At 70.6% G+C, this 26,047-nt stretch carries 20 protein-coding genes; 13 read left to right on the plus strand and 7 right to left on the minus strand.

From position 1 onward, the window contains the following. The first annotated feature begins 11 nt into the window (after positions 1 to 11). Genes RIC31_RS20155 through RIC31_RS20165 form a run of 3 tightly spaced genes read left to right on the plus strand, consistent with a single transcriptional unit; the run spans position 12 to position 2,433 of the window. Positions 12 to 848: a VOC family protein gene (locus RIC31_RS20155; protein WP_350111920.1), complete on the plus strand. Its 837-nt coding sequence runs from the start codon at positions 12 to 14 to the stop codon at positions 846 to 848. After that, the gene (locus tag RIC31_RS20160) at positions 845 to 2,116 is read left to right on the plus strand and encodes an MFS transporter (RefSeq protein WP_350111922.1); all 1,272 of its coding nucleotides are present in this window, start codon (positions 845 to 847) and stop codon (positions 2,114 to 2,116) included. Before RIC31_RS20155 ends, RIC31_RS20160 begins: the two co-directional genes overlap by 4 nt. After that, positions 2,113 to 2,433, plus strand: coding sequence for a hypothetical protein (locus RIC31_RS20165; protein WP_350111924.1), 321 nt, complete (start codon positions 2,113 to 2,115; stop codon positions 2,431 to 2,433). Before RIC31_RS20160 ends, RIC31_RS20165 begins: the two co-directional genes overlap by 4 nt. A 6-nt stretch (positions 2,434 to 2,439) precedes the next feature. Here the strand turns inward: RIC31_RS20165 and RIC31_RS20170 are convergent, their stop codons facing one another. Continuing rightward, positions 2,440 to 3,174, minus strand: a complete 735-nt coding sequence (locus RIC31_RS20170; protein WP_350111926.1) for a GNAT family N-acetyltransferase — start codon at positions 3,172 to 3,174, stop codon at positions 2,440 to 2,442. Positions 3,175 to 3,322: 148 nt separating this feature from the next. Between RIC31_RS20170 and RIC31_RS20175 the strand changes: the two genes are divergently transcribed. The 4 genes from RIC31_RS20175 (at position 3,323) to RIC31_RS20190 (ending at position 9,020) form a co-directional block, all read left to right on the plus strand. Further along, on the plus strand, positions 3,323 to 4,705 hold the full coding sequence (locus RIC31_RS20175) for an aspartate aminotransferase family protein (RefSeq protein WP_350111928.1): 1,383 nt from the start codon (positions 3,323 to 3,325) through the stop codon (positions 4,703 to 4,705). A gap of 76 nt (positions 4,706 to 4,781) precedes the next feature. Continuing rightward, positions 4,782 to 5,783, plus strand: a complete 1,002-nt coding sequence (locus RIC31_RS20180) for an amidohydrolase family protein (protein WP_350111930.1) — start codon at positions 4,782 to 4,784, stop codon at positions 5,781 to 5,783. A gap of 61 nt (positions 5,784 to 5,844) precedes the next feature. Further along, positions 5,845 to 6,681: an SDR family NAD(P)-dependent oxidoreductase gene (locus tag RIC31_RS20185; RefSeq protein ID WP_350111932.1), complete on the plus strand. Its 837-nt coding sequence runs from the start codon at positions 5,845 to 5,847 to the stop codon at positions 6,679 to 6,681. A gap of 485 nt (positions 6,682 to 7,166) precedes the next feature. After that, on the plus strand, positions 7,167 to 9,020 hold the full coding sequence (locus tag RIC31_RS20190; RefSeq protein WP_350111934.1) for an ABC transporter ATP-binding protein: 1,854 nt from the start codon (positions 7,167 to 7,169) through the stop codon (positions 9,018 to 9,020). Positions 9,021 to 9,343: 323 nt separating this feature from the next. Here RIC31_RS20190 and ppdK read toward each other — a convergent pair whose 3' ends face one another. The 4 genes from ppdK to RIC31_RS20210 all read right to left on the minus strand — a co-directional run bounded on the left by ppdK (position 9,344) and on the right by RIC31_RS20210 (position 16,437). Then, complete coding sequence (gene ppdK / locus RIC31_RS20195; RefSeq protein WP_350111936.1) at positions 9,344 to 12,028, minus strand: pyruvate, phosphate dikinase; 2,685 nt, start codon at positions 12,026 to 12,028, stop codon at positions 9,344 to 9,346. 38 nt (positions 12,029 to 12,066) lie between these two features. Next, positions 12,067 to 14,205 (minus strand): glycine--tRNA ligase subunit beta, encoded by a 2,139-nt coding sequence (gene glyS / locus RIC31_RS20200; protein ID WP_350111938.1) that lies wholly within the window; start codon positions 14,203 to 14,205, stop codon positions 12,067 to 12,069. Beyond that, positions 14,198 to 15,148, minus strand: coding sequence for a glycine--tRNA ligase subunit alpha (locus RIC31_RS20205; protein ID WP_350111940.1), 951 nt, complete (start codon positions 15,146 to 15,148; stop codon positions 14,198 to 14,200). The genes glyS and RIC31_RS20205 overlap by 8 nt, the downstream gene beginning before the upstream one ends. A gap of 350 nt (positions 15,149 to 15,498) precedes the next feature. Beyond that, complete coding sequence (locus RIC31_RS20210) at positions 15,499 to 16,437, minus strand: AEC family transporter (protein WP_350111942.1); 939 nt, start codon at positions 16,435 to 16,437, stop codon at positions 15,499 to 15,501. Between the two features lie 280 nt (positions 16,438 to 16,717). Between RIC31_RS20210 and RIC31_RS20215 the strand changes: the two genes are divergently transcribed. Both RIC31_RS20215 and RIC31_RS20220 read left to right on the plus strand, forming a co-directional pair. Then, positions 16,718 to 17,350 (plus strand): trimeric intracellular cation channel family protein, encoded by a 633-nt coding sequence (locus tag RIC31_RS20215; protein WP_350111945.1) that lies wholly within the window; start codon positions 16,718 to 16,720, stop codon positions 17,348 to 17,350. 150 nt (positions 17,351 to 17,500) lie between these two features. Further along, a complete protein-coding gene (locus tag RIC31_RS20220) occupies positions 17,501 to 17,776 on the plus strand; it encodes a hypothetical protein (RefSeq protein WP_350111947.1) in 276 nt (91 codons plus the stop codon). Positions 17,777 to 17,842: 66 nt separating this feature from the next. Here RIC31_RS20220 and RIC31_RS20225 read toward each other — a convergent pair whose 3' ends face one another. After that, entirely contained in the window at positions 17,843 to 19,390 is a 1,548-nt protein-coding gene (locus tag RIC31_RS20225) for a peroxidase family protein (RefSeq protein WP_350111949.1), read from the minus strand. A gap of 206 nt (positions 19,391 to 19,596) precedes the next feature. On the opposite strand from RIC31_RS20225, the gene RIC31_RS20230 reads away from it, so the two are divergent. The 4 genes from RIC31_RS20230 to RIC31_RS20245 all read left to right on the plus strand — a co-directional run bounded on the left by RIC31_RS20230 (position 19,597) and on the right by RIC31_RS20245 (position 24,037). Then, entirely contained in the window at positions 19,597 to 20,367 is a 771-nt protein-coding gene (locus RIC31_RS20230) for an SDR family NAD(P)-dependent oxidoreductase (protein ID WP_350111951.1), read from the plus strand. Positions 20,368 to 20,374: 7 nt separating this feature from the next. Beyond that, positions 20,375 to 22,180 carry an acyl-CoA dehydrogenase gene (locus RIC31_RS20235; protein ID WP_350111953.1) on the plus strand — a complete coding sequence of 602 codons (1,806 nt, stop codon included), beginning with the start codon at positions 20,375 to 20,377 and terminating at the stop codon, positions 22,178 to 22,180. Between the two features lie 190 nt (positions 22,181 to 22,370). Then, positions 22,371 to 23,246 carry a 3-hydroxyacyl-CoA dehydrogenase family protein gene (locus RIC31_RS20240; RefSeq protein ID WP_350111955.1) on the plus strand — a complete coding sequence of 292 codons (876 nt, stop codon included), beginning with the start codon at positions 22,371 to 22,373 and terminating at the stop codon, positions 23,244 to 23,246. Positions 23,247 to 23,431: 185 nt separating this feature from the next. Then, the gene (locus RIC31_RS20245; protein WP_350111957.1) at positions 23,432 to 24,037 is read left to right on the plus strand and encodes a glutathione S-transferase family protein; all 606 of its coding nucleotides are present in this window, start codon (positions 23,432 to 23,434) and stop codon (positions 24,035 to 24,037) included. Positions 24,038 to 24,169: 132 nt separating this feature from the next. Here the strand turns inward: RIC31_RS20245 and RIC31_RS20250 are convergent, their stop codons facing one another. Further along, positions 24,170 to 25,906, minus strand: a complete 1,737-nt coding sequence (locus tag RIC31_RS20250; protein WP_350111959.1) for an IlvD/Edd family dehydratase — start codon at positions 25,904 to 25,906, stop codon at positions 24,170 to 24,172. Between the last annotated feature and the right edge of the window lie 141 nt (positions 25,907 to 26,047).

Here is a 26,047-nt window from a genome sequence, read left to right on the forward strand (position 1 = left end):
GGAGAACCGCCATGCCAGCCCGGGATATCGACCACGTCGTGGTGATGACGCGCGACCTGGAATCGGCGCGCGCCGGCTGGGAGCAGCTCGGCTTCACCACCACGCCGCGGGCCGTGCACCCGTTCGGCACCGCCAACAGCCTGATCCAGCTGCAGGGCAACTTCGTGGAGCTGCTGGAGATCGACGACGAATCGCGGATCGCGCCGCCGGCCGCGGACGCGTTCAGCTTCGCCGCCCACAACCGGGCGTTCCTGGCGGCCCATGGCGAGGGCGGCTCGATGCTGGTGCTGACCAGCGCCGACCGCGACGCCGACATCGCCGGGTGGACCGCGCGCGGGCTGCGCACCTACGCGCCGTTCGACTTCGAGCGCAAGGCCCGGCTGCCCGACGGCAGCGAGACCCGGGTGGCGTTCTCGCTCGGCTTCACCGGCGACCGATCGCTCGACGGCCTGGGATTCTTCGTATGCCAGCAGCACACGCCCGAGGCATTCTGGAAGCCCTACTACCAGCGCCACCGCAACGGCGCCCGGCGGATCGCCGCCGTGACCCTGGCGAGCGCCGAGCCGGAGGCGGCCCGACCGTTCCTGGAGGGCTTCTCCGGGGGCGTCGCCGGCCCGGCCGGCGACGACGGCTGCTACGCCGTGGCGCTCGCGCAGGACCGGCTGGACGTGGTGCCCGGCGGGCCGCCGGCGATCCCGGCCATCGAGATCGCGGTCGACGACGTCGAGGCCGCCGCCGCGCTGATCCCCGGCGCCTGGCGCGACGGCCCGGCCATCGTGCTGCCGTCCGAGATCGCCAACGGCGTGTCGATCCGGCTGGTCCCGGCGCAGCCGCAGGCCCGGCGATGAGCGTCACGGCCCGGACGGCGGACGCGCCGGCGCCCGGAATGGCGCGGCTGATCGCGGTGGTGTTCCTGCCGTTCGCCGGCGGCTACTTCCTGTCCTACCTGTTCCGCTCGACCAACGCGGTGATCGCCCCGCAACTGACCGCCCAGATCGGGTTGACCGCCGCCGACCTCGGGCTGCTGACCAGCTGCTACTTCCTGGCCTTCGCCAGCTTCCAGCTGCCGCTCGGCCTGCTGCTCGACCGCTTCGGGCCGCGCCGGGTGCAGTCGGCGCTGCTGCTGTCGGCGGCACTCGGCGCCGGGCTGTTCGCGCTCGGCGACGACATGGTCGACCTGGCGATCGCCCGCGCCCTGATCGGCCTCGGCGTGTCCGGCGGCCTGATGTCGTCGTTCAAGGCGATCACGCTCTGGTTCCCGAAGGACCGCTGGCCGCTGGTGAACGGCTGCTTCCTGGCGATGGGCGGGCTCGGCGCGATCTCCGCGACCGCGCCGCTGGAGGCGGTGCTGGAGTTCACCGACTGGCGCGGCGTGTTCCTGGCGCTCGCCGCGGTCACGGTGGTGGTGGCCGCGATCATCCGGGTGGCGGTGCCGGAGCGTCCGGCGACCGGGGTCGGCCACGGCACCCTGTACGAGCAGATCGCCGGCTACCGGGTGGTGTTCGGCGACCGGCTTTTCTGGCGGGTCGCCCCGCTGACCGTCACCACCATGACCGCCAACCTGGCGATCCAGGGGTTGTGGGCCGGGCCCTGGCTGCGCGACGTCGCCGGCTTCGACCGCCCGGGCGTGGCCGGCTACCTGTTCGCGATCGCCGCGGCGATGACCGTCGGCTTCGTGGCGACCGGCGCGCTGGCCGACTGGTGCGGGCGACGCGGGATCGGGCTGATCCCGGTGATCGGCGGCCTGGCCGCGGCATTCCTGCTGACCCAGGCGGCGATCGCCTTCGAGCTGGCGCCGACCGCGATGCTGCCCTGGCTGGCCTTCGGCCTGATGGCCAACGGCGCCGCCCTGGTCTACCCCCTGCTCAACCGGCACTTCCCGATCGCGCTCGCCGGCCGGGCCGCGACCGGACTCAACACCCTGGCGTTCTTCGGTGCGTTCGCGGGACAATACCTGCTGGGAGAGGCCATCGACCTGTGGCCGCCGGTCGAGGGCGGCGGCTACCGGCCCGAGGCCTATCGCTGGGCGTTCGGCGGGCTGTTGGGGCTGCAGGCGGCCAGCCTGGCGTGGTACCTGCTGCCCGGTGGCACCCGCGAACCGGAGTCCGCTCGTTGAGTCGCGACGTCAAGACCGAGGCCTTCGCCATGGCCTCCTTCGTCCTGCTGGTGAACACCCTGCGCACGCTGGTGCGCAAGGGCCTGCTGGAGCGTTCCGAAGCGGTGGAGATGGTCGACGAGGCGCGCCGCCAGCTCGACCAGCTGATCGCCGCCAACCGGACCGACCGCACGGCGATGCTGGAGCGGGAGCTGCTCGACTACGAGGCGATCTTCCGCGACATCGACGACCGCGCCGCCGAGGACCTGCTGCGCACCCTGCGCGACGCCCTCGACCGGATCATGGGCGACGAGCCGGACGAGCCCATGGACCTGTAGGGCGGCCTACGACGGCCCGACCACCAGCTCGGCGCGCTCGTCGAGCGGCGCGAACCCGACCGCCTCGTAGCTGCGGCAGGCCGCGACGTTCCCGGCGGTGGCGCCGAGCACGGCGAGGCCGATGCCGTCGGCCGCCAGCGACGACAGCACCGTCCCCATGACGACGCGGGCGAGGCCCTGGCCGCGGCGCGCCGGGACCGTCACGAAATTGCCGAGGTTGGCGGTCGAAAGCCCGGCATGGCGCACCACCACGCCGCCGCAGGCGACCAGCTCGCCTGCCTCGAACAGCCCGACCAGGGTCTCGTCCAGCATCCAGCGCGAGAAGATCGTGGCCGGATGGTGGGCCCGGAAGAAGGCGGCGGCCATCGCATAGTCGTCGGCCGCCAGCCGCCGGCAGCGCGGATCGGCCGGCGGCTCGGCGCCGACCGGCCGGCGGTAGTAGCGGATGGTCTGGTCGGCCAGCACCCCGCCGCCGCACAGCCGGAGCACGGTGGCCCGCAGGTCCGGCTCCACATGCAGTTCGGTCCGCCGACGGACGGCGCAGGCGCCCGCCAGCTCGTCGTCGTCCAGCCGGCCGATCACGGTGCGGACCGTCACGTCGTCGAACTCGATCGCCAGCACGACGCCGGCCCCGGCGCCGCCGATCAGGACCGAGCGGCTCCGGTCCCCGTCCGCCGCGGCCGCCAGCCCGGACTCCAGATACAGGCGGAACACCGGGTGCGACCCGACGACCGTGCGCACCCGACGGATTTCGGCGTCGGCCAGCGCCCATAGCGGCCTGAACCTGTCAGCAATGTCCCGCGTCACGCGATCACGCCCCCTTTCGCACGGCAATCGGCGTGATAAGGTCGTCGACAAGTCACATCGTACCCCGTCTCGGGAGAACACCATGAGCTTCCAGCCGAACTCGCCGGCGGCGCGCGACGTCGCCTATTTCCTGCATCCCTACACCAACGCCAAGGCCCATGAAGAGCATGGCCCGATGATCATCGAGCGCGGCGAGGGCGTGTACGTCTACGACGACTCGGGCAAGGCCTATATCGAGGCGATGGCCGGCCTCTGGTGCGCCTCCCTCGGCTTCAACGAGAAGCGCCTGGTGAAGGCCGCGACCGCCCAGATGGAGAAGCTGCCCTACTACCACACCTTCGCCCACAAGGCGCACCTGCCGGGGATCGACCTGGCCGAGAAGCTGGTCAAGCTGGCGCCGGTGCCGATGTCGAAGGTGTTCTTCTGCTCCTCGGGCTCCGAGGCCAACGACACCGTGGTCAAGCTGGTCTGGTACTACAACAACGCCCGCGGCCGTCATGCCAAGAAGAAGTTCATCAGCCGGATCAAGGGCTATCACGGCGTCACCGTGGCGTCGGCCAGCCTGACCGGCACCCCGGTCAACCACCCGGGCTTCGACCTGCCGCTGCCGGGCTTCAAGCACACCTCGAACCCGCACTACTACCGCTTCGGCCAGGCCGGCGAGAGCGAGGAGCAGTTCGCCACCCGGATGGCCGACGACCTGGAGAAGATGATCCTCGAGGAAGGCCCGGAGACGGTCGCGGCGTTCATCGCCGAGCCGATCCAGGGTGCCGGCGGCGTGATCGTGCCGCCGAAGACCTATTTCGAGAAGATCCAGGCGGTCCTGAAGAAGTACGACGTGCTGATGGTCGCCGACGAGGTGATCTGCGGCTTCGGGCGCACCGGCAACTTCTGGGGCTCCCAGACCGTCGGCATCCAGCCCGACATCCTGAGCTGCGCCAAGGCGCTGTCGTCCAGCTACCTGCCGATCTCGGCGGTGCTGATGACCGACGAGGTCTACCAGCCGATCGCCCAGGGCAGCGCCGACCTCGGCGTGCTCGGCCACGGCTACACCTACTCGGCGCACCCGGTCTGTGCCGCGGTCGCGCTCGAGACCCTGAAGATCTACGAGGAGCGCGACATCGTCGGCCATGTCCGGACCGTGGCGCCGCGCTTCCTGGAGCGGCTGCACGCGCTCGGCGACCATCCGCTGGTCGGCGAGACCCGTGGCCGCGGCCTGATGGGTGCGCTCGAGATCGTCGCCGACAAGGCCACCAAGGCACCGTTCGACCCGAAGGCCGGCGCCGGCGCGCTGGCCTACAAGGCGGCGGCCGAGCACGGCCTGATCGTGCGCTCGATCGGCGACACCATCGCCTTCACCCCGCCGTTGATCATCAACAACAGCCAGATCGACGAGATGTTCGACAAGATGGGCAAGGCCCTCGACGACGCCCTCGCCGCACTGAAGAAGGCGCAGGCCGCCTGACCGGCCGACCACCGCTGGAAGCCGGAAAGGGGTCGCTTCGGCGACCCCTTTTCGTTCCCGCCCGGAGACCGCTCCCATGCCGCCCGTCATCGACGCCCACGCCCATTTCCTGCCCGAGAAGATCGTGGCAGCCCTGCGCGCCCGCGCCGAGGCGCCGGACATCCGCGCCGAGCCGGGCGGCGGCGAGAGCTTCGGCATCTACCGCACCCGCATGCCCTACGGCCGCGCCTATGACGACCTCGACGCCCGGCTGGCGCGCATGGAGGCGCTCGGGGTCGACCGCGAGGTCCTTTCGCTGCCGGGCCTGTTCGGCATCGACTCGCGGCCGGCAGACCAGGCCCTGCCGCTGGTCCGCGCCTTCAACGACGGGGTCGCCGACCTGGTTCGCCGGCATCCCGACCGGTTCTCGGGTATCGCCGCCCTGCCGCTCGCCGACCCGGGCGCCGCCGCCGAGGAGTATCGCCGGGCCCGCGGCCTCGGCCTCAGCGGCATGATCCTGCCGGGCGACGCCTTCGTCTGCGTCGCCGCCGCCGAGCGGATGCGCCCGCTGTTCGACCTGGCGGCCGGGATCGGCGGCCTCGTGTTCGTCCACCCCGGGCCGCTGCCGGATGCGGCCGCCGGGGCCGTCGACGCCCCGGCCCCGCACTCCGACAGCATCGTGCACCGCCGGGTCACCGTGGATATCCAGAACCGCATGACCGAGGTGATGGTGACCCTGGCGCTCACCGACTTCCTGGCGCCCTACCCCTCGGTGCCGGTCCAGGTCGCCAACCTCGGCGGCACCCTGCCCTTCGTGATCGAGCGCATGGACCACGTCTACGCGCTGCGCCATCCGGACGCGCCGGTCCCGTCCCGCAGCCTGCGGCCGCTCTATGTCGACGCCGCGTCGCTCGGCCCGCGGGCGATCGCGCTGGCCGCCGAGGTCTACGGCGCGGACCGGGTGCTGTTCGGCAGCGACAGCCCGGTGTTCGACGACGCCCGCTGCCTGGACGCGGTGCGCGAGGCCCGGCTGTCGGCCGCCGAGCGCGGCCAGGTGGCCGGCGGCAACGCGGAACGGATGCTGGCCGCCGCCGGTTGACCGGGCAGGCCGGGCCGCCGACCATCGGGCCCGGGATCCACGCGAGCCTGGAGATCGCATCATGAGCCACCCCGTCCTCGACTCCCGCCGCGCCGCCGTGGTCACCGGGGCGGCCAGCGGCATCGGCCTCGCTGCCTGCCTGCGGTTCGCCGAGCTCGGCATGCCGGTCTGCCTGGTCGACGTCTCCGACGAGGCACTGAAGCCGGCGCTGGACCGGGTCGCCGAGCGGACGACCGCGCACGGGGCCCAGGCCGTGGCGATCGCCGCCGACGTGTCGAACGCCGCCGAGATGGATGCCGCCGCCGCCACCGTCGAGGACCGGCTCGGCCCGGTCGGCGTGCTGATGAACAACGCGGTCACCCGCACCGGCGGCGGCGTATGGGCCAGACCCGAGGACTGGCGACAGGCCCTGGCGGTCAACTTCTGGGGCGTCCTGCACGGCGTGAACGCCTTCGTGCCGCGGATGATCGAGCAAGGCGAGCCGGCCTTGGTGATCAACTGCGGCTCCAAGCAGGGCATCACCAACCCGCCCGGCAACGCCGCCTACAACGTCACCAAGTCGGCGGTGAAGACCTACACCGAGGCGCTGCAGCACGAGCTGCGCAACACCGAGGGCTGCCGGGTCAGCGCGCATCTGCTGGTGCCGGGCTGGACCACCACCGGCGACCGCCCGCACGCGCCGGGCGCCTGGCTGCCCGACCAGGTGGTCGAGCGCATGGAGGCGTCGCTGCGCGCCGGCGACTTCTACATCGTCTGCCCGGACAACGAGGTGACGCCGGAGATGGACCGCGCCCGCATCCTGTGGGGTGCGGGGGACATCACCGAGAACCGCCCGCCGCTGTCACGCTGGCACCCGGACTGGAAGGACGCGTTCGCGGCGTTCGTGCCGCCGGAATAACCACCTTCGAGGGCCGGAGCGGCGGGTGGGTCCCGGGTCGCGCTCCGCTTGCCCGGGATGACGGCGGGGTGGAGAGGTGCGCTACCGCTTCCCTCCTCTGTCGTCATCCCGGACTGGATCGCCATGGGCGAGACAGATCCGGGACCCACACCACGACGGGCGCCCCCACACCCCACTGCGGCATTTCCGCCACACCCCGCGCCGATGTGCGTCATCCGGTCGCGGTTCGAGTCGACGGCCCGCATGGGTTGTGCCAGAAGGATCGTCCCGCCGGATGTGGCCCCGCCGCGCCGGCGACAACCGAAAGGATCCACGATGTCTTACGTCCGGATTCCGTTTCTCGGCCGAATGGCCTGAGGCGCCGGCGCCTGACATGCGACGCGGATCGCGGGACCTGATCCCCGCCTGACCGCTTCGCCCGAGCACGCGACCGGCGATGCCCCGCAAGGGCACTTCCCGTCTTCCTGCGTGCGTGGAGCGAAGCGATGATCCGCTGGATCGAGCGATACATAGACCCCTTCGGTTCGGACCGGCTGGACCAGCCCCCGAACCAACTCGGCGCGTTCTTCCGGCACTACCTGGTGCAGGCCTGGGGTCTGTTCGCCGTCACCCTGGTGACCGCCGCCCTGGTCGCGGTGCTGGGTGCCGCGCTGTACGCCTATGTGGGCGTGCTGATCGACCGGATCGAGACGGCGGCCGACGCGCGCAGCTTCTTCGCCGAGAATCTCTGGCTGCTGATCGGCGTCACCGTGCTGGTGACCGTGCTGACGCCCGGTGTGGACGCGATCCACATCCTGGTGATGAACCAAGGAATCGTGCCGTCCTTCACCAACCTGGTGCGCTGGCAGACCCACCGCTACGTCCTGCGGCAGTCCATGGGATTCTTCCAGGACGACTTCGCCGGCCGGATCGCCAACAAGGTGCTGCAGACCTCGCTCGGCCTGCGCCGGGCAGTCGCCGAGTTCATCAACGCGGTCTGGTACGTCTCGGTGTTCGTGGTCAGCGCGCTGGCGATCCTGGCCGACAACGACTGGCGGCTGGCGATGCCACTGCTGCTGTGGGTCGTGCTGTACGCGGCCGCCCTGCGGCGCTGGGTGCCGGAGATCAAGCAGCGCTCGACAATCTCCTCGGAGGCGTACTCGCGGCTGACCGGCCGGGTGGTGGACAGCTACACCAACATCCTGACGGTGAAGCTGTTCAGCCACGCCAACCGCGAGGACGACTACGCCCGGGCCGGCATCGACGAGCAGAACCGCAAGACCGCCGACCTGCTGCGGTCGCTGAGCGCGATCAACATCGTGGTCGGCGCCCTGCATTCCTTCCTGATCGTCTCGGTCGGCGGCATGGCGCTGTGGCTGTGGTCCGAGCAGCAGCTCAGCGTCGGCGCGGTCGCGGCCAGCCTGGGGCTCGCCATGCGGATCTCGATGATGTCGCACTGGATCATGAACGTCGCCACCGGCATCGCCGAGAACATCGGCGTGGTGCAGGAGGGCATCGGCACGATCTCGCGGCCGCATGCGGTGGTCGACCGGCCGGACGCGCGCCGCCTGCGGGTCGCGCGGGGCGAGGTGCGCTACGAGCGCATCGACTTCCGCTACGGCCAGGCGGCAGCGGTGATCGAGGACCTGTCGCTGACCGTCGCCGCCGGCGAGAAGGTCGGGCTGGTCGGACGCTCCGGTGCCGGCAAGTCGACGCTGGTGCAGCTGCTGCTGCGGTTCCATGACCTGTCGGGCGGCCGCATCACGATCGACGGCCAGGACGTGGCCGGGGTGACCCAGGAAAGCCTGCGCCACGCCATCGGCATGGTGACCCAGGACACCTCGCTGCTGCACCGCTCGGTCGCCGACAACATCCGCTACGGGCATCCCGAGGCGACGATGGAGCAGGTGGTCGAGGCGGCCCGCCAGGCCCACGCCCACGACTTCATCCTCGGGCTCGAGGACCGCAACGGCCGGCGCGGCTACGACGCCCATGTCGGCGAGCGCGGGGTGAAGCTGTCGGGCGGTCAGCGCCAGCGGGTGGCGATCGCGCGGGTTCTGCTGAAGAACGCGCCGATCCTGATCCTGGACGAGGCGACCTCGGCGCTCGACAGCGAGGTCGAGGCGGCGATCCAGGAGCAGCTGTTCAACCTGATGGCCGGCAAGACCGTGATCGCCATCGCCCACCGGCTGTCGACCATCGCGGCCATGGACCGGCTGGTGATCATGGACCGCGGCCGGATCGTCGAGCAGGGCAGCCACGGCGAACTGCTGCGGCGCGGCGGCCTGTACGCCGACATGTGGAGCCGCCAGGCCGGCGGCTTCCTGCCGGACGCCGGCACGGTGACGGCGGCGGAGTGAGGGGGAGCGCGCGGGGCATCGCTCCGGCCCTCCACTCTCCAGACGTCATCCCGGACGGAGGCGCATCTGCGCGGCCGATCCGGGACCCACGAGCCGCTCCGTGGGTCCCGGCTCCGCTCCACCTCCGGCGGACCGGTCCGGGATGACGTCAAGGAGAGGGTGGCCGTTTCGCATCTAGCACGGATCAACCCGGACTGGCGGGACCTCTATCCGGACCTGGGCACGGTTTGACGGGCGCCCACCCCTCAGACGACGTCATCCCGGACGGACGCCTATTCGCGGCCGATCCGGGAACCACGAAGCGACGGGCGGCGCGGCCGCCCCTACTCCGCCGCCGCCCGCTGGGCCTGCTCGGCGATGGTGGCCTGGGCCGCCGCCAGGCGGGCGATCGGCACCCGGAACGGCGAGCAGCTGACGTAGTCCAGGCCGACGCTCTCGCAGAACCCGATCGAGGCCGGGTCGCCGCCGTGCTCGCCGCAGATCCCGAGCTTCAGGCCCGGGCGGGCCGCCCGGCCGCGCTCGACGGCGATGCGGACCAGCTCGCCGACACCCTCCTGGTCGAGGCTGACGAACGGGTCGGTGTCGACGATGCCCTTGTCGACATACTCGCCGAGGAACGAGCCGGCGTCGTCGCGCGACAGCCCGAAGGTGGTCTGGGTCAGGTCGTTGGTGCCGAAGCTGAAGAACTCGGCGACGCCGGCGATCTTGCCGGCCTGCAGGGCGGCCCGCGGCAGCTCGATCATGGTGCCGACCATGTACTCCAGGTCGACGTCGCTGGACGCCTTCACCTCGCCGGCGACCCGGTCGATGATCGCCTTCAGCAGCGCGATCTCCTTGTCGGTCGCTGCCAGCGGGATCATCACCTCCGGCACCGGCGCGTCGCCGCCGGTCTTGGCGACCTCGGCCACCGCCTCGAAGATCGCCCGCGCCTGCATCTCGCAGATCTCCGGGAAGGTGACGGCCAGCCGGCAGCCGCGGTGGCCGAGCATCGGGTTCGACTCCTTCAGCTCGAGCGCACGCCGCCGCACGGTCTCGACCGAGATCCCGGCGGCATCGGCCACCTGCTTCATCTCGTCGTCGGTGTGCGGCAGGAACTCGTGCAGCGGCGGATCCAGCAGGCGGATGGTCACCGGCAGCCCGGCCATGATCCGGAACAGCTCGACGAAGTCCTGGCGCTGATAGGGCAGCAGCTTGGCCAGCGCCGCCCGCCGGCCCTTCTCGTCGGAGGCGACGATCATCTCGCGCATGGCGACGATGCGGTCGCCCTCGAAGAACATGTGCTCGGTCCGGCACAGGCCGATGCCCTCGGCCCCGAACTCGCGCGCCGCCTGGGCGTCGGCCGGGGTCTCGGCGTTGGTGCGCACCCGCATGCGCCGGACCTTGTCGGCCCAGGTCATGATGGTCGCAAAGTTGCCGGACAGCTCCGGCTGCACGGTCGGCACCTCGCCCAGCATCACCTCGCCGGTGCCGCCGTCGATGGTGATGCGGTCGCCGACCTTCACGGTGGTCGCGCCGACGAAGAACGTGCCGTTGGCGTAGTCGACCCGGATCTGCCCGGCACCCGACACGCAGGGCCGGCCCATGCCGCGGGCGACCACCGCCGCGTGGCTGGTCATGCCGCCGCGGGTGGTCAGGATGCCCTCGGCGGCGTGCATGCCGTGGATGTCCTCGGGGCTGGTCTCGACCCGCACCAGGATCACCCGCTCGCCCTTGCGGGCCTCGGCCTCGGCGGCGTCGGCCGAGAACACCACCTTGCCCGAGGCCGCGCCCGGCGACGCCGGCAGGCCCTTGGCGACGACCTTGCGCTCGGCCTTCGGGTCGAGGGTCGGGTGCAGCAGCTGGTCGAGGCCGCGCGGCTCGATCCGGCTGACCGCCTCGTCCTCGCCGATCAGCCCCTCGGAGGCCATGTCGACGGCGATCTTCAGGGCGGCGTGCACGGTGCGCTTCCCGTTGCGGGTCTGCAGCATATAGAGCTTCTGCTGCTGGACCGTGAACTCGATGTCCTGCATGTCGCGGTAGTGCCGCTCCAGCTTCTCGCGGACGTCGCAGAGCTGGCCGAACACCTCCGGCATGACCTCCTCCATGGCCGGCAGGTCCGAGCCCTGGGCGCGCTTGGAGGCGACGGTGAGCTGCTGCGGCGTGCGGATGCCGGCGACCACGTCCTCGCCCTGGGCGTTCACCAGGAACTCGCCGTAGAACACGTTCTCGCCGGTCGACGGGTCGCGGGTGAAGGCGACGCCGGTGGCGCAGTCGCTGCCCATGTTGCCGAACACCATGGCCTGCACGTTGACCGCGGTGCCCCAGCTCTCCGGGATCGAGTTCAGCTTGCGATACACGATGGCGCGCTGGTTCATCCAGGAACCGAATACCGCCCCGACCGCGCCCCACAGCTGGTCGCGCGGATCCTCGGGGAACGGCGTGCCGGTCTCCTCGCGGACCTTGTCCTTGTACTGGGCGGTCAGCGCGGCGAGGTCGTCGGCGTCGAGGTCGGTGTCGAGCTCGACCCCCTTCTCCTGCTTCGCCAGCTCCATCAGCTCCTCGAAGTGGTAGTGGTCGACCCCCAGCACCACGTCGGAATACATCTGGATGAAGCGGCGGTAGCTGTCATAGGCGAAGCGCCGGTCGCCGGACCGCTTGATCAGGCCCACGACCGTGGTGTCGTTCAGGCCGAGGTTCAGCACCGTGTCCATCATGCCCGGCATCGAGGCGCGGGCGCCGGAGCGGACCGACACCAGCAGCGGGTTCTCGGCATCGCCGAACGCCATGCCGACCTCGGCCTCGACCGACCGCAGGGCGGCCTCGACCTGCGCCGTCAGCTCGTCCGGATACTTGCGGCCGTTGGCGTAGTAGTGGGTGCAGACCTCGGTGGTGACGGTGAAGCCCGGCGGGACCGGCAGGCCGATCGAGCTCATCTCGGCCAGGTTGGCACCTTTGCCGCCCAGCAGGTTCTTCATGTCGGCGCGGCCGTCCGCCGACCCGCCGCCGAAGCCGTATACCCACTTGGTCATCGCCTCACTCCTTTCCGGTCGCCACGCGACCGAAACACTCAGCCTTCGACCCGGGCGAAGTCCGCCACCCGGCCCATCTCACCGCGCACCCGGGCCAGCAGCCGCAGGCGGTTGACCCGCAGGTCCGCGTCATCGGCGTTCACCGTGACCTTCTCGAAGAACGCGTCGATCGGTGCGCGCAGGGTCGCCAGCGCCGCCATCGCGCGGGCGAAGTCCTCGACCTTCAGCGCCGACTCGATCTCCGGCTCGACCGCCTCCAGGGCGGCGTTGAGCGCCGACTCCTCGGGCTGAACCAAGCGGTGCGCCTCGGGTTCCGCCACGTGCGACACCCCGTCCTTCTTCTCCTCGGCCCGCAGGATGTTGGAGGCGCGCCGGAATCCGGTCAGCAGGTTGGCGCCGTCCTCGGTGCCGAGGAAGTCGGCCAGCGCATGGACCCGGGCCAGCAGCCGGACCAGATCGTCCTCGCCGCCCCCGGTCGAGCGGTCCAGCTCGAACACCGCGGCGATCAGGTCGTGCCGCACGCCCTGCTCGCGCAGATGCACCTTCAGGCGGTCGGCGAAGAACGCCAGCAGGTCCGCCGCCACCGACAGCTTGCCGGCACTCGCGGCGACCTCGGCGGGCAGCCGGCCGAGCGCCGACTCGAACAGCTCCACCAGCGGCAGCCGCAGGTCGTTCTCGATGATCAGGCGGATCACGCCGAGGGCGGCCCGGCGCAGCGCGAACGGATCCTTGGACCCGGTCGGCTTCTCGTCGATCGCGAAGAACCCGACCAGCGTGTCGATCTTGTCGGCCAGCGACACCGCCACCGAGACCGGCGCGGTCGGGCAGCGGTCGGACGGGCCGAGCGGCGAGTAGTGCTCGGCGATCGCCTCCGCCACCGCGGCGTCCTCGCCGGCATCCAGGGCGTAGTAGCGGCCCATGACGCCCTGCAGCTCCGGGAACTCGCCGACCATGCCGGTGGTCAGGTCCGCCTTGCACAGCGTCGCCGCGCGCCGCACCTGGTCGCCGTCGGCGCCGATCCGGCGGGCGATCTCGACCGCCAGCTGGGCGAAGCGCTGGACCTTGTCGGCCATGCTGCCCAGGCGCTCGTAGAACTTGACGTCGCGCAGGGCCTCGCGGCGGTCCGCCAGCGGGGTGCGCCGGTCCTGGTCCCAGAAGAACTTGGCGTCCGACAGGCGGGCCCGCAGCACCTTCTCGTTGCCGGCCACGATGGTGGCGTCGCGCTTCGGCTCGCTCGCCATGTTGGCGACCACCGCGAACCGGTCGGCCAGCGCACCGTCCGGGGTCTCCAGTGCGAAATACTTCTGGTGGCTGCGCATCGAGGTGACCAGCACCTCCTTCGGCACGCCCATGAACTGGTCGTCGATGCGGCCCAGCATCGGCACCGGCCACTCCACGAGGCCGCACACCTCCTCCAGCAGGCCCGGGTCGCCCTTGAACACCAGCCCGGCCTGCTTCGCCAGCGCGGCGACGCCGTCGGCGATGACCCGCTTGCGCTCATCGCGGTCGAGGATCACGTAGGCGTCCTTCAGTTTCGCCTTGTAGTCGGCGAAGGACTCCACGGCGAAGGCGTCCGGCGCCAGGAAGCGGTGCCCGCGCGTGGTGTTCGACGCGTGGATCGTGCCCTCGGGCGTCGGCGCGTGGACTTCCTCCTTCGTGCGAATCAATTGGAAGTCCAGAGCCAGCGGCTTGCCGTCGACGATCGCGAGAATTCCGTGCAACGGCCGCACCCAGCGGAAGTCGTTGCGCCCCCAGCGCATCGACTTCGGCCACGGCATGTCCGAGATCGCCTCGAACAGCAGGTAGGGCAGATAGGTTTCGAGCGCCGAGCCGGCGACATGACGCACTGCAAAGTAGAAATCGCCCTTGTCGGTCGAGCGGACCTCGGCCTGCTCCACCGAATTCAGCCCGGCGGCGTTCAGGAACCCCTGCACCGCCTTCCCCGGCGAGCCGACCTTCGGTCCCTTGCGCTCCTCCGTCTGGTCCGGCTGGCGGGCCGGCAGGCCGCCGACCGCCAGCGCCAGGCGGCGCGGCGTGACGTGGGCCTCGGCCGACTCGAAACCCAGGCCGCCGGCCTTCAGCTTGGCGGTCACCAGCCCCTTAAGGTCCTCGGCGGCGCGCGCCTGCATGCGCGCCGGGATCTCCTCGGAGAACAGTTCGACGAGCAGGTCAGCCATTGTTGCGGCGCTCCCGCTTCGTCCGTTCCCAGTCGGCCTTCCAGGCCGTGCTGGTCTCCACCCACTTCTCGCAGCACGCCTTGGCCAGCGCCCGCACCCGGCCGATATAGGCCTGGCGCTCGGTCACGCTGATCACGCCGCGGGCGTCCAGCAGGTTGAAGCTGTGGCTGGCCTTCATGCACTGGTCGTAGGCCGGCAGCGGCATCGGCTTGTCGGCCGCCAGCAGCATCTGGCAGGTCCGCTCGGCGTCCTGGAAATGCCGGAACAGGGTCTCGGTGTCGGAGAACTCGAAGTTGAAGGTCGAGAACTCCAGTTCGGCCTGCTTGTAGACGTCGCCGTAGATCTTGCCGCCCTGGTCCTTCGGCACCCCGTCCCAGTCCAGGTCGTAGATGTCGTCGACGCCCTGGATGTACATGGCCAGCCGTTCCAGGCCGTAAGTCAGCTCCAGGCTGACCGGCGCGCAGTCGATGCCGCCGACCTGCTGGAAGTAGGTGTACTGCGACACCTCCATGCCGTCGCACCAGACCTCCCAGCCGAGGCCCCAGGCGCCGAGCGTCGGGCTCTCCCAGTCGTCCTCGACGAACCGGATGTCGTGCTCCATCGGGTCCAGCCCGAGGGCGCGCAGCGAGCCGAGATAGAGCTCCTGGCTGTCGATCGGCGACGGCTTGATGAGCACCTGGAACTGGTAGTAGTGCTGCAGCCGGTTCGGGTTCTCGCCGTAGCGGCCGTCGGTCGGCCGGCGCGACGGCTGAACGTAGGCGGCCTTCCAGATGTCGTCCGGCCCCAGCGACCGCAGGGTGGTCGCCGGATGGAAGGTGCCCGCCCCGACCTCCATGTCGTAGGGCTGCAGGATCACGCAGCCCTTGCTCGCCCAATAGGTCTGGAGCGTCAGGATCAGGTTCTGAAAGGCGAACCGGCTGTCCGGTCTGTCGCCGTCGGGCATGTCACGACTCGCACGTCACGATTCATGGCGCTTTCGCGGGTGCGAGAAACTAGACGCCGGGGTCGCTCGAATCAAGCGGACTCACGGCCGCACGCAGGGCAATCGGGTGAACGGTGTCGAGGTCGGCAGCCCGTCGCTTCGTGGCTCCCGGAGCCGTCCGCTGACGCGGACTCTCCGGGATGACGATGGAAAGGGCGGAGCAAGTCACTGCAGTCGGCGGGTTCGCTCCCACTCTCGTCATTCCGGAGGGAGCGCGACAGCGCCCGGCTCCGGAACCCACCCGCCGCTCCTATGCTTCACCCGATTGCCCTGCGGCCGCACGCCTTGGCCGGTATCCGGCGGGGCCCGGCCTATCCGGCGAGGCTACTGAGCAGCCACACCGTCAGCGGCAGGGTGACGAACGCAACTGCGGTCTGGACGGTGATGATCGTCGCCATCAGCGGGGCGTCGCCACCCATCGCCCGGGCCAGGGTGTAGCCGGACGCCGCCGTCGGCACCGCGCCGAACAGCCCGGCGACCACCGCCGCCATCGGCGACAGCTCCATCCACAGCGCCAGCGCGACCAGCACCGCCGGGAACACCACCATCTTGCCGGCGATCGACAGCAGCGCCGGGCCGACCGAGGCAGTCATCTCGCGCACCCGGATGTTGGCGCCGACGCACAGCAGCACCACCGGCAGCGCCGCCTGGCCGAGGATCTCGGCGACGTCGTGCAGCACCGGGATGGTGCCGACCCCGGACAGGTTCACCGCGATGCCGGCGAACACCGACACCAGCAGCGGGTTGCGCGCCAGGTCGCGGGCGATCGCCCGGGCCAGCCCGATCCCGCCGGCGGCCGGGCCGCGGGTCATGGCGACCATCAGCGAGACCACGACGATGTTGGTCACCGGGATCAGCAGCGCGGTCGCCAGCGCGGCCATCGCCAGCCCCTCGGCGCCGAACAGCCGCTCGGCGGCGGCCAGCGCGATGAAGGTGTTGTGCCGGGCCGCGCCCTGCAGCACCGAGGTCGCGGTCGGCCCGGGCAGCCGGAACACCGCGCTCGACAGCAGCGCGAAGCCGACCGCCGCCGCGAAGCCGCCGAGGATCACCACCGCATAGCCCTCGATCAGGTCGCCCGACAGGGTGATCGTCGAGGTCTTGAAGAACAGCAGGCTCGGGAACAGCACCCAGTAGACCAGCTTGTCGTTCAGGTTCCAGAACTCGACCGACGGGATGCCGCCGCGCCGCAGCCCGTGGCCGAGAACGATCAGCAGGAAGATCGGGGCGATCGACAGCAGGATCGCGACCATGGCGGCTCCGGGATGCGGCGGCGGTCAGCGCGGCCGGTGGCGCTGCAATACCGCCCGAAGCCGGTGCCGGTCGATCCCCGACACGCGCGCCGCGCACTCGATTTCCGGCGGCGGCGGGCCGACCGCGCGGCGCAGGCTGTCGACTATTCCAGCTTCGAGGATGTTGGAAGAGCGTGCCATCATGATGTACCCCCTGGCCGTCAGTTTAGCGCCATCGCCCGGACCGGGCACCTGTCGCTAGTGCCGCCGACGGCATCCGGGACCGATAAGGGAGGCGCGAATGGCCGGGTGGATGGGCTGGCTCGACCTGCTGGGCGTGGCGGTGTTCGCCGCGACCGGCGCCCTGGTGGCGTCCCGCAAGCAGATGGACCTGATCGGTTTCGGCCTGATGGCGACCGCCACCGGAATCGGCGGCGGAACCCTGCGCGACGTGCTGCTGGGCCGCCCGGTGTTCTGGATCGCCGACGGCCGCTACCTGGCGGTCTGCCTCGGCATCGCCGTGCTGGTCTTCGTCGGCGCCCATGTCGTGCAGCGCCGCTTCGTGGTCCTGCTGTGGGCCGACGCCGTCGGCATCGCGGCCTATGCCGTGATGGGGGCCGAGCTCGGCCTGCGGGCCGGTGCGGTCGCCCCGGTCGCAGTGGTGCTGGGCGTCATGACCGCGACCTTCGGCGGGCTGATCCGTGACGTGCTGTGCCAGGAGACCCCGCTGATCCTGCGGCGCGAGGTCTACGCCACGGCGGTCGCCGCCGGCGCCGGCACCTATGTCGCGATGCTCGCCCTCGGCGCCGACAAGCCGGCTGCCGCGGCAGCCGGCTTCCTGGTCGGCTTCGCGATCCGGGCCGGCGGCATCGCCCGCGGCTGGTCGCTCCCGACCTACCGGCCCAGGCCGGGGCGGGACTACCCGGTCGAGTAGCGGGTGGCGCACGACCGCGTGAGCCGGTGCTGCCAGGCGCCCGCACCGCCACCATATATCTCCGAGAGCCGGAGCCGCCCGGACGCGTAGATCCGGATCCGTAGGGCACCGAGAGCGGCTTCAGGCATTGGTCTCAGGAGAGGCCATGCGATGACGACCGTGCTGATATTCCTGACCCTGCTCGGCTGCGACGACGCCATCCGGGCCTGCGACGTGCTCGCGATGCCGTCGGAGCACTGGGAGTCCCGCGCCGACTGCCAGCAGGCCGCCGAAGCGCTGCTCGAACGGTCCCTGGACCGGCCCTATCCCAGCCTGGTCACGCAGTGCGGGACGGTCGAGGAGACCGTATCGTTCCTGGAGTCCGTCAGCCCGCCCGAGCACCGTGCGACGGCGGTCCGGGCGTTCCTGTCTTCGGCCGGGCAATAGGCCGGGCAGTCCGGCGCGGGGTGCCGGGACCGCCGCTCCCACGGCGGCCCCGACGGCCGATCTCCGCTACTTCCGGACATCGGCGAACCGGATGATGTCGGCCAGCGACGACACCACGGCCGTGCTGTCGCCGGCGGTGATGGCGATGCCGATGCCGGTCACCGCCGGGTGGTGCTGGTTGCGCAGGTAGCTGTTCGGATCGGCCTTCAGCAGGCCGACGACGGTCTCTGCGACCAGGCGGCTGCCGACTGCGCCGAGCGTCCTGCCGCCAGCCTGCACCTTGGCTTCCTGCAGGATGTAGTACCAGAGCGGCGTCCGCTTCTCGAAGCCCCCGGTACGGATCGCCTGGGCGATGTTGTCGTCGTCGCCGAGCACCTCCGGCTCGGACAGCGGCTGGATGCCCATCTGCTCGGCGACCGCCTGCCCGGTCGGAATGCTGAACAGGTGGCCGCGCAGAAGGTTTCGCTGGGTCAGGTGCGACATCATCGCGGTGTCCGGCAGGCCGTCGAAGCCGAGCCGGAACAGCCCGAGTGCCAGCCGCGGGTCGATCAGCCGGGTGGACTGCGGCCCCCCGAACACGTCGGCGCGCAGGTCGACGAAGTTCCGCCAGGCGACCACGTTCTTCGGCTTCAGCCGGCGGTCGACCCCGAGCAGGCTGTCGTCGCCGCGGTCGCGCCTCGGCTCCAGGATGTCGTTGATGTCGCGGGTGACGTCGTCGTTCAACTTGTAGAACGGCCGGATCATGGAGTGCGCGAAGCGGAAGCCCGCCACCGAGAACTCCAGCGGCATGAACACCGCGCCGCCGTTGGCCGCCGGGCTGTAGAACCGCGGCCCGTTCATGACCGTGTCTTCGACGATCGAGGGATCGCAGACCCGCATCAGGAAGTCGTTGACCACGGCATACTGGTAGGCCCAGCGCACCAGACGTCGGGCCTGGCTGTAGCGGCCCTGGACGGTGCTGCCGTGCAGGCCGTCGAACACCCTGTTGTTGAACGCCAGCATGGTGGCGTGCAGTTGGCTGACGATCAGGTTCTCGTCGTTGCGCTCGTCGGCGATCTGGGCGACGCCGTCCCGCCGCGGCAGGTCCAGGTAGCGCCCGGGGCCGCGCTCCACCAGCAGCCGCAGGTCCTTGTAGAAATGGTCGGAGCGGGTGACCACGCCGTCCTGCGCCGCGCCGGCGTCGATCAGGCTCGGCCCGTCGCCGTAGACGCTGTCCAGGTCGAGTTGCGGGCGGCGGGCGTTGAACACCCTGGTCACCACCTCGGCCGGCGGCAGCGGCGCGAGGCCGGGGTTGATGTTGCCACGGCCGTCGGAGATCGACAGCCCGCCGTCGCCGGCCTCGCGGTCGGTCCGGGCGGTCAGGTCGTGGTCGATGAACTGCCCGAAATAGGTGAACCCGGCCGGGATATCGGAGTCGAACTCGGTCGTCGGGTGATCCTGGGTGCCCGGATCCGCCATCGCGGTGCCGAGCGCCAGCAGCCCGTCGATCGTCCGCTGGGTCGCCGGCAGCAGGCATCCGGGCGAACCGGCCGCATCTCGGAACATGTAGCCGAAGGGTGTGCAGAACAGCACCTGGCCCTCGCCGGTCACCCCGGTCGCGTGGCTGGTCTTCATGGCTCTCGCCTCCTCGCTCGGGTGAGCCCGCCATCGGCGCGCCGCCCACCGCCGTTAACCATGTTCGGACGGTGCGGCCCGGTTCGTGATTCCAGCGTGAGCGCAGCGTTGCCGGGCGGCGGTTCCCGGCGCGGCGACCACGGTTTGCGCGGGCCACCGCACCCGGCTATGACTCGCCGCACGCTGCGACCGATGGAGACCGCGCCATGACCGACGCCCCCGCCCGCTTCGGCGACCTCACCGGCAAGACGGTTTTGGTGACCGGCGCCAGCCAGGGGCTCGGCGCCGGGTTCGCGACGACATTGGCCGCGGCCGGGGCGAAGGTCGCCCTGGCGGCCCGCCAGACCGGCAAGCTGGCCGACCTGCAGACACGCATCGAGAACGCCGGCGGCACCGCCCACGCGGTCGCCATGGACGTCACCGACGCCGGCTCGGTCCGCGCCGGCTTCGACGCCGCCGAGGCCGCGCTCGGCCCGGTCGACGTGCTGGTCAACAACGCCGGGATCGCGATCCCGAAGCCGTTCCTGGAGGTCACCGAGGCCGACTGGGACGCGGTGCTGGACACCAACCTGAAGGGCTGCTTCCTGGCCGGCCAGGAGGCGGCGCGGCGCATGGCCAAGAGGGACGGCGGCTCGATCATCAACATCGCCAGCGTGCTGGGCCAGCAGGTGATCGGCCAGCTCGCCAGCTACTGCGCGTCCAAGGCCGGGCTGATCCACCTGACCAAGGCGATGGGGCTGGAGCTGGCGCGGGTCGGGGTACGGGTGAACGCCATCGCCCCCGGCTACATCGAGACGCCGATCAACGCCGAGTTCTTCCACAGCCCGGCCGGCGAGAAGCTGGTCAAGGGCATTCCGCAGCGGCGGCTCGGCCGGGAGAACGACCTGGACGGCGCCCTGCTGCTGCTGGCGTCCGACGCCTCGCGCTACATGACCGGGACGGTGGTAACCGTCGACGGCGGCTTCCTGCTGGGGTGACACAACGATGGCCGTGCCGCTGATCGACCGCGACGACCTCGCCTTCACCCTGTGGCGTGTGCTCGACGCCGCGGCGCTGACCCGCTACCCGCGCTTCGCCGACCACGACCGCGGCACCTTCGAGCAGGTCATCGAGACCGCCCGGCAGATCGCCGAGGACAGGTTCCGCCCGCACGCCGCCAAGTCGGACGCCAACGAGCCGCGCATCGAGAACGGCAAGGTGGTGCTGATCCCGGAGATCGGCGAGGCGCTGGCGGCGTTCGCCGAGGCCGGCTTCCTGGCCGCCCACCACGACGCCGAGCTCGGCGGGCTGCAGCTGCCCTGGACCATCCAGCAGGCCGCCTTCGCGCACTTCAAGGCGGCCAACACCCCGACCGTCGGCTACGCGTTCCTGACGATCGCCGCCGCCAACCTGATCCACGCCCACGGCTCGGCCGAGCAGAAGCGGCTGTGGATGGAGCCGATGCTGGACGGCCGCTACTTCGGGACCATGGCGCTGTCCGAACCCCATGCCGGCTCGTCGCTGTCGGACGTGCGCACCGCCGCCCGGCACATCGACGGCGACCGCTATGCCGTCAAGGGGTCCAAGATGTGGACCTCGGCCGGCGAGCACGAGCTGACCCGCAACATCGTGCACATGACGCTGGCGCGCATCGAAGGCGCGCCGCCCGGCGTGAAGGGCCTGTCGCTGTTCGTCGTGCCGCGCTACCGCCTGGACGCGGCCGGCGAGCCGACGGTGCCGAACGACGTCACCCTGGTCGGCCTGAACCACAAGATGGGCTATCGCGGCACCGTCAACACCGCTTTGAACTTCGGCGACGGCGGCGACTGCGTCGGATACCTGGTCGGCGAGCCGGGCCGCGGCCTCGCCAACATGTTCCACATGATGAACGAGGCCCGGGTCGGCGTCGCCTTCGGCGCCATCATGCTGGCCTATGCCGGCTTCCAGGAGAGCCTGGAATACGCCCGCACCCGCGCCCAGGGCCGGCATCCCGGCGACAAGGACCCGGCGACCCCGCAGCTGGCGCTGGTCGAGCACGCCGACATCCGCCGCATGCTGCTGCAGCAGAAGGCGGTGGCCGAGGGCGGACTGATGCTGGCGCTCGACCTCGCCATCCGCATCGACCGCCAGAAGCAGGACCCGGACCCCGATGTGCGCCGGCACGAGGCGCTGCTGCTCGACTTCCTGACGCCGATCATCAAGGCCTGGTTCTCGGACCGGGCGCTGGAGGCCAACCACAACGCCATCCAGATCCTCGGCGGCTACGGCTACACCCGCGACTACCCGGTGGAACGGATCTACCGCGACAACCGGCTGAACCCGATCCACGAGGGCACCAACGCGATTCAGGCGATCGACCTGCTGGGCCGCAAGGCCGGGATCGCCGACGGGGCTGCCTTCGCCGCCGTGGTCGACGAGATCCGCGCGACCCTGGCGGCGGCCGAGGGCAGGAGCGAGCTCGACGCCATCCGGCACGAGACCGCCGCCGCCCTCGACCGGCTGGTCGCGACGACGGCAACGCTGCTGACGGCCGCACCCGACATCGGCGCGGTCCGCCTGCTGGCCAACGCGGCCGCCTACATGGACCTGGCGGGCCTCGTGGTGTTCGGCTGGGTGTGGCTGCGCCAGGGGCTGGCGGCGCTCGACGAACTGCCGGACGCGGCCGAGGGAAGGCCGCGCGATTTCCTGCTGGGCAAGCTGCAGACGGCGCGCTACGTCGCCGCCTGGGAGCTGCCGCGCACTGCCCAGCATGCGGCGTTGCTGGGCAGCCTCGACGACACGCTGACGACCATGGAGGGCGACTGGCTGTGAGCGCCCGTCGCTTCGTGGGTCCCGGATGCGTTCCGCCTGCGGCGGCCCGCGCCGGGATGACGAGGAGGGAAGCGGAAGGTCCGGCGCCAGCCTTTCCCTCTTCGTCATACCGGAGACGCGAAGCGGGCTCCGGGATCCACCCACCGCCTGAGCGGCACTTACTACGACACGACCAACACGGAGAACCATAATGACCATCCAGAAGATCGGCGTGTGCGGCGCCGGCATGATGGGCTCGGAGATCGCGCTGGTGTTCGCGCTCGCCGACCACAAGGTACGCCTGATGGACATGGACAAGGCGTTCGTCGACAAGGCGATGAAGAAGCTCGAGGCGACCCTCGACGCCGGCATCGGCCGCGGCTTCTTCGCCGAGGCGGACAAGCCGCGCGCGCTCGCCAACATCGAGCCCGCGACCGACGTGTCGGCCTATGGCGACGTCGACCTGGTGATCGAGGCGATCACCGAGGACCAGGAGGCCAAGGGCGCGCTATACAAGCAACTGGACGCGGTGCTGAAGCCGGGCGCCATCGTCGCGTCCAACACCTCGTCGATCTCGATCTCGGTGCTGGCCTCCTACCTGTCCGAGCCACGTCAGAAGAACTTTCTCGGCCTGCACTTCTTCTCGCCGGTCAGCCGCATGAAGCTGGTCGAGGTGATCTCCGGCTTCGACAGCGACCCCGAGGTCGTCAAGGCCGCCACCGCCGCCTGCGAGGCGATCGGCAAGAGCCCGATCCAGGTCAAGGACGTGGTCGGCTTCGCGGTCAACCGCATCCTGTTCGCCATGTGGGACGAGGCGATCCGGCTGGTTGAGGAAGGCGCCTGCACGCCCGAGGACATCGACACCGGCTGCCGGCTCGGCCTCGGCCATCCGGTCGGGCCGTTCGAGTTGATGGACAACATCACCATCGACCTGGCGCTGAAGGTCTCGAACATCCTGGAGGACGCCTACGGCGACCGCATGCATGTCCGCCCGACCATCAAGCAGCTGCACGCCGCCGGCCGCCTCGGGCGGCGCTACGGCCGCGGCTGGTACCGCTACGACGAGAAGGGCAAGCGGGTCGGCTGACGGCCGTCGCTCCGTGGGTCCCGGAGCAGGCCGTCGCCGACGGAACGCATCCGGGATTCAGGAGCGGCTTGCGCCGACCCCCTACACGCCGACACCGGCTTCGCGGTAGTGTGCGGCGCCGGATCCAGGGCGGCCGTCCGGCCCGCCCGTCCCCGGCACCTCAGTCAACCCGGAGTTCCGCTCCCATGATCGACTTCTACACCGCCGGCACCGGCAACGGCCGCCGCCCGGCCCTCATGCTCGAGGAATGCGGTCTCGCCTACACCACCCACAAGCTCGACCTGATGAAGGGCGAGGGCAAGAGCCCGGAGTTTCTCAAGATCAACCCGGTCGGGGCGATCCCGGCGATCGTCGACCGCGACGGCCCGGGCGGCAAGACCGTCACCCTGGCGCAGTCCGGCGCGATCCTGCTGTACCTGGCCGAGAAGACCGGCCGGTTCTGGCCGGCCGACCCGGTCGAGCGGGCCACCCAGCTGCAGTGGCTGATGTACGCGCTGACCGATGCGGCGCCGACCAGCAGCGCCGTGTTCTACAGCTCGCGGCTGGAGGACAAGGCCGCCCAGGGGATGTTCGAGGACCGGCTGGTCGCCATGTTCGGCCATGTCGACAAGCGGCTGGCGGACACCGAATACCTGGCCGGCGGCTTCGGCCTCGCCGACATGGCGCTGTACCCGGTCTACGACGCCCGCAAGACGCTGCTCGAGGCCAAGGGCAACCTGCCGAACGTGGCCCGCTGGGCCGCCTCGGTCGGCGGCCGCCCGGCCGTGCAGAAGGGCATGGCGGTGGCGTGACGCACGTCGCGCCGTGGGTCCCGGAGCCGTCCGCTCGCGCGGACTCTCCGGGATGACGATCCATTGAACTCGTCATCCCGGAGGGGGCGTGTCAGCGCCCGGCTCCGGGACCCACCCGCTGTCTCGGCGCCTTCAATGGCTCTCGCGCATCACCGGGGTGCCGGACTTGCCGACCAGGAAGTCGAGGTCGGCGCCCTTGTCGGCCTGGTTGACGGTCTCGACGTACAGCTTGGTGTAGCCTCGGTCGTAGGGGCTCGCGAACGCCGCGCGGGCGGCCCGGCGGCGGTCCAGCTCGGCGTCGGAGACGTCGAGATGGATGCGCCGGCCCGGCACGTCGACCTCGATGATGTCGCCGCTCTCGACCAGTGCCAGCGGCCCGCCGGCCGCCGCCTCGGGCGCGCCGTGCAGGATCACCGTGCCGTAGGCGGTACCGGACATGCGGGCGTCGGACACCCGGATCATGTCGGTGATGCCCTTGCGCAGCACCTTCGGCGGCAGGCCCATGTTGCCGACCTCGGCCATCCCCGGATAGCCCTTCGGGCCGCAGTTCTTCAGGACCATGATGCAGGTCTCGTCGACGTCGAGGCTCTCGTCGTCGATCCGCGCCTTGTAGTCGTCGATGTCCTCGAACACGACCGCCCGGCCGGTGTGCACCATCAGCTCCGGGGTCGCTGCCGACGGCTTCACCACCGCGCCGTCCGGGAACAGGTTGCCGCGCAGCACCGCGATGCCGCCGTTCGGCTTGAACGGCTTGTTCATCTCGAAGATGACGTCGCGGTTCCAGCACGGCGCGTCCTTGACGTTCTCCCAGATGGTCTTGCCGTTGGCGGTGATGGCGTCCTTGTGCAGGTGATCGCCGATCTCGCGCAGGATCGCCGGCAGCCCGCCGGCGTAGAAGAAGTCCTCCATAAGATGCTCGCCCGAGGGCATCAGGTTCAGCAGGCAGGGGATCTCGCGGCCCAGCCGGTCCCAGTCGTTCAGGTCGAGTTCGACCCCGACCCGCCCGGCCATCGCCTGCAGGTGCACCACCGCGTTGGTCGAGCCGCCGATCGCGCCGTTGGTGACGATGGCGTTCTCGAAGGCCTGCTTGGTCAGGATCTTCGACAGCCGCAGGTCCTCGATCACCATCTCGACGATGCGCTTGCCGGACATGTGCGCCAGCACGTAGCGCCGGCTGTCGACCGCCGGGATCGCGGCGTTCGCCGGCAGCGACACCCCCAGGGACTCGACCATCGACGCCATCGTCGAGGCGGTACCCATGGTCATGCAGTGGCCGGCCGAACGGGCGTTGTCGGCCTCGGCGCTCATGAACGCCTCGATCGACATCTCGCCGGCCCGCACCGCCTCGGAGAACTTCCAGACATGGGTGCCGGAGCCGATCTTCTCGCCCTTGTAGTAGCCGTTCAGCATCGGCCCGCCGGACACGCAGATCGCCGGCAGGTCGGTGCTGGCCGCGCCCATCAGCAGCGCCGGCGTGGTCTTGTCGCAGCCGACCAGCAGCACCACCCCGTCCATCGGCAGGCCGCGGATCGACTCCTCGACATCCATCGACGCGAGGTTGCGGTACAGCATCGAGGTCGGCCGCAGCTGGCTCTCGGAGTTCGAGAACACCGGGAACTCGAGCGGGAAGCCGCCGGCCTCCCATACCCCGCGCTTCACGTGGTCGCAGATCTTGCGAAAATGCGTGTGGCAGGGATTGAACTCGCTGAAGGTATTGGCGATGCCGATCACCGGGCGGCCGTCGAACACCTCGGCCGGAAAGCCCTGGTTCTTCATCCAGGAGCGGTGCGCGTAGCCGTCCTTGTCTACCTTGCCCCACCACTGCGAGGAGCGGCGCTTGCCCTTCATGGGATCGTGGCGGTCGGTCATCGGTGTGTCTCCTCCGGGAAGCGGTGGCCGTCGAGGCTTCGTGGCTTGGGGCGCGCGAGAGATAGTATGAATCGCAGCCCGCAGCCTGCCCCCGCCGCCGCACGCCGGTCAAGGCACCGTGGCGTCCGGGACCGGCCGGCG

Origin of the sequence: Thalassobaculum sp. (assembly GCF_040219615.1) — a bacterium.
In the GTDB taxonomy this organism is placed as follows: Bacteria; Pseudomonadota; Alphaproteobacteria; order Thalassobaculales; family Thalassobaculaceae; genus Thalassobaculum_A.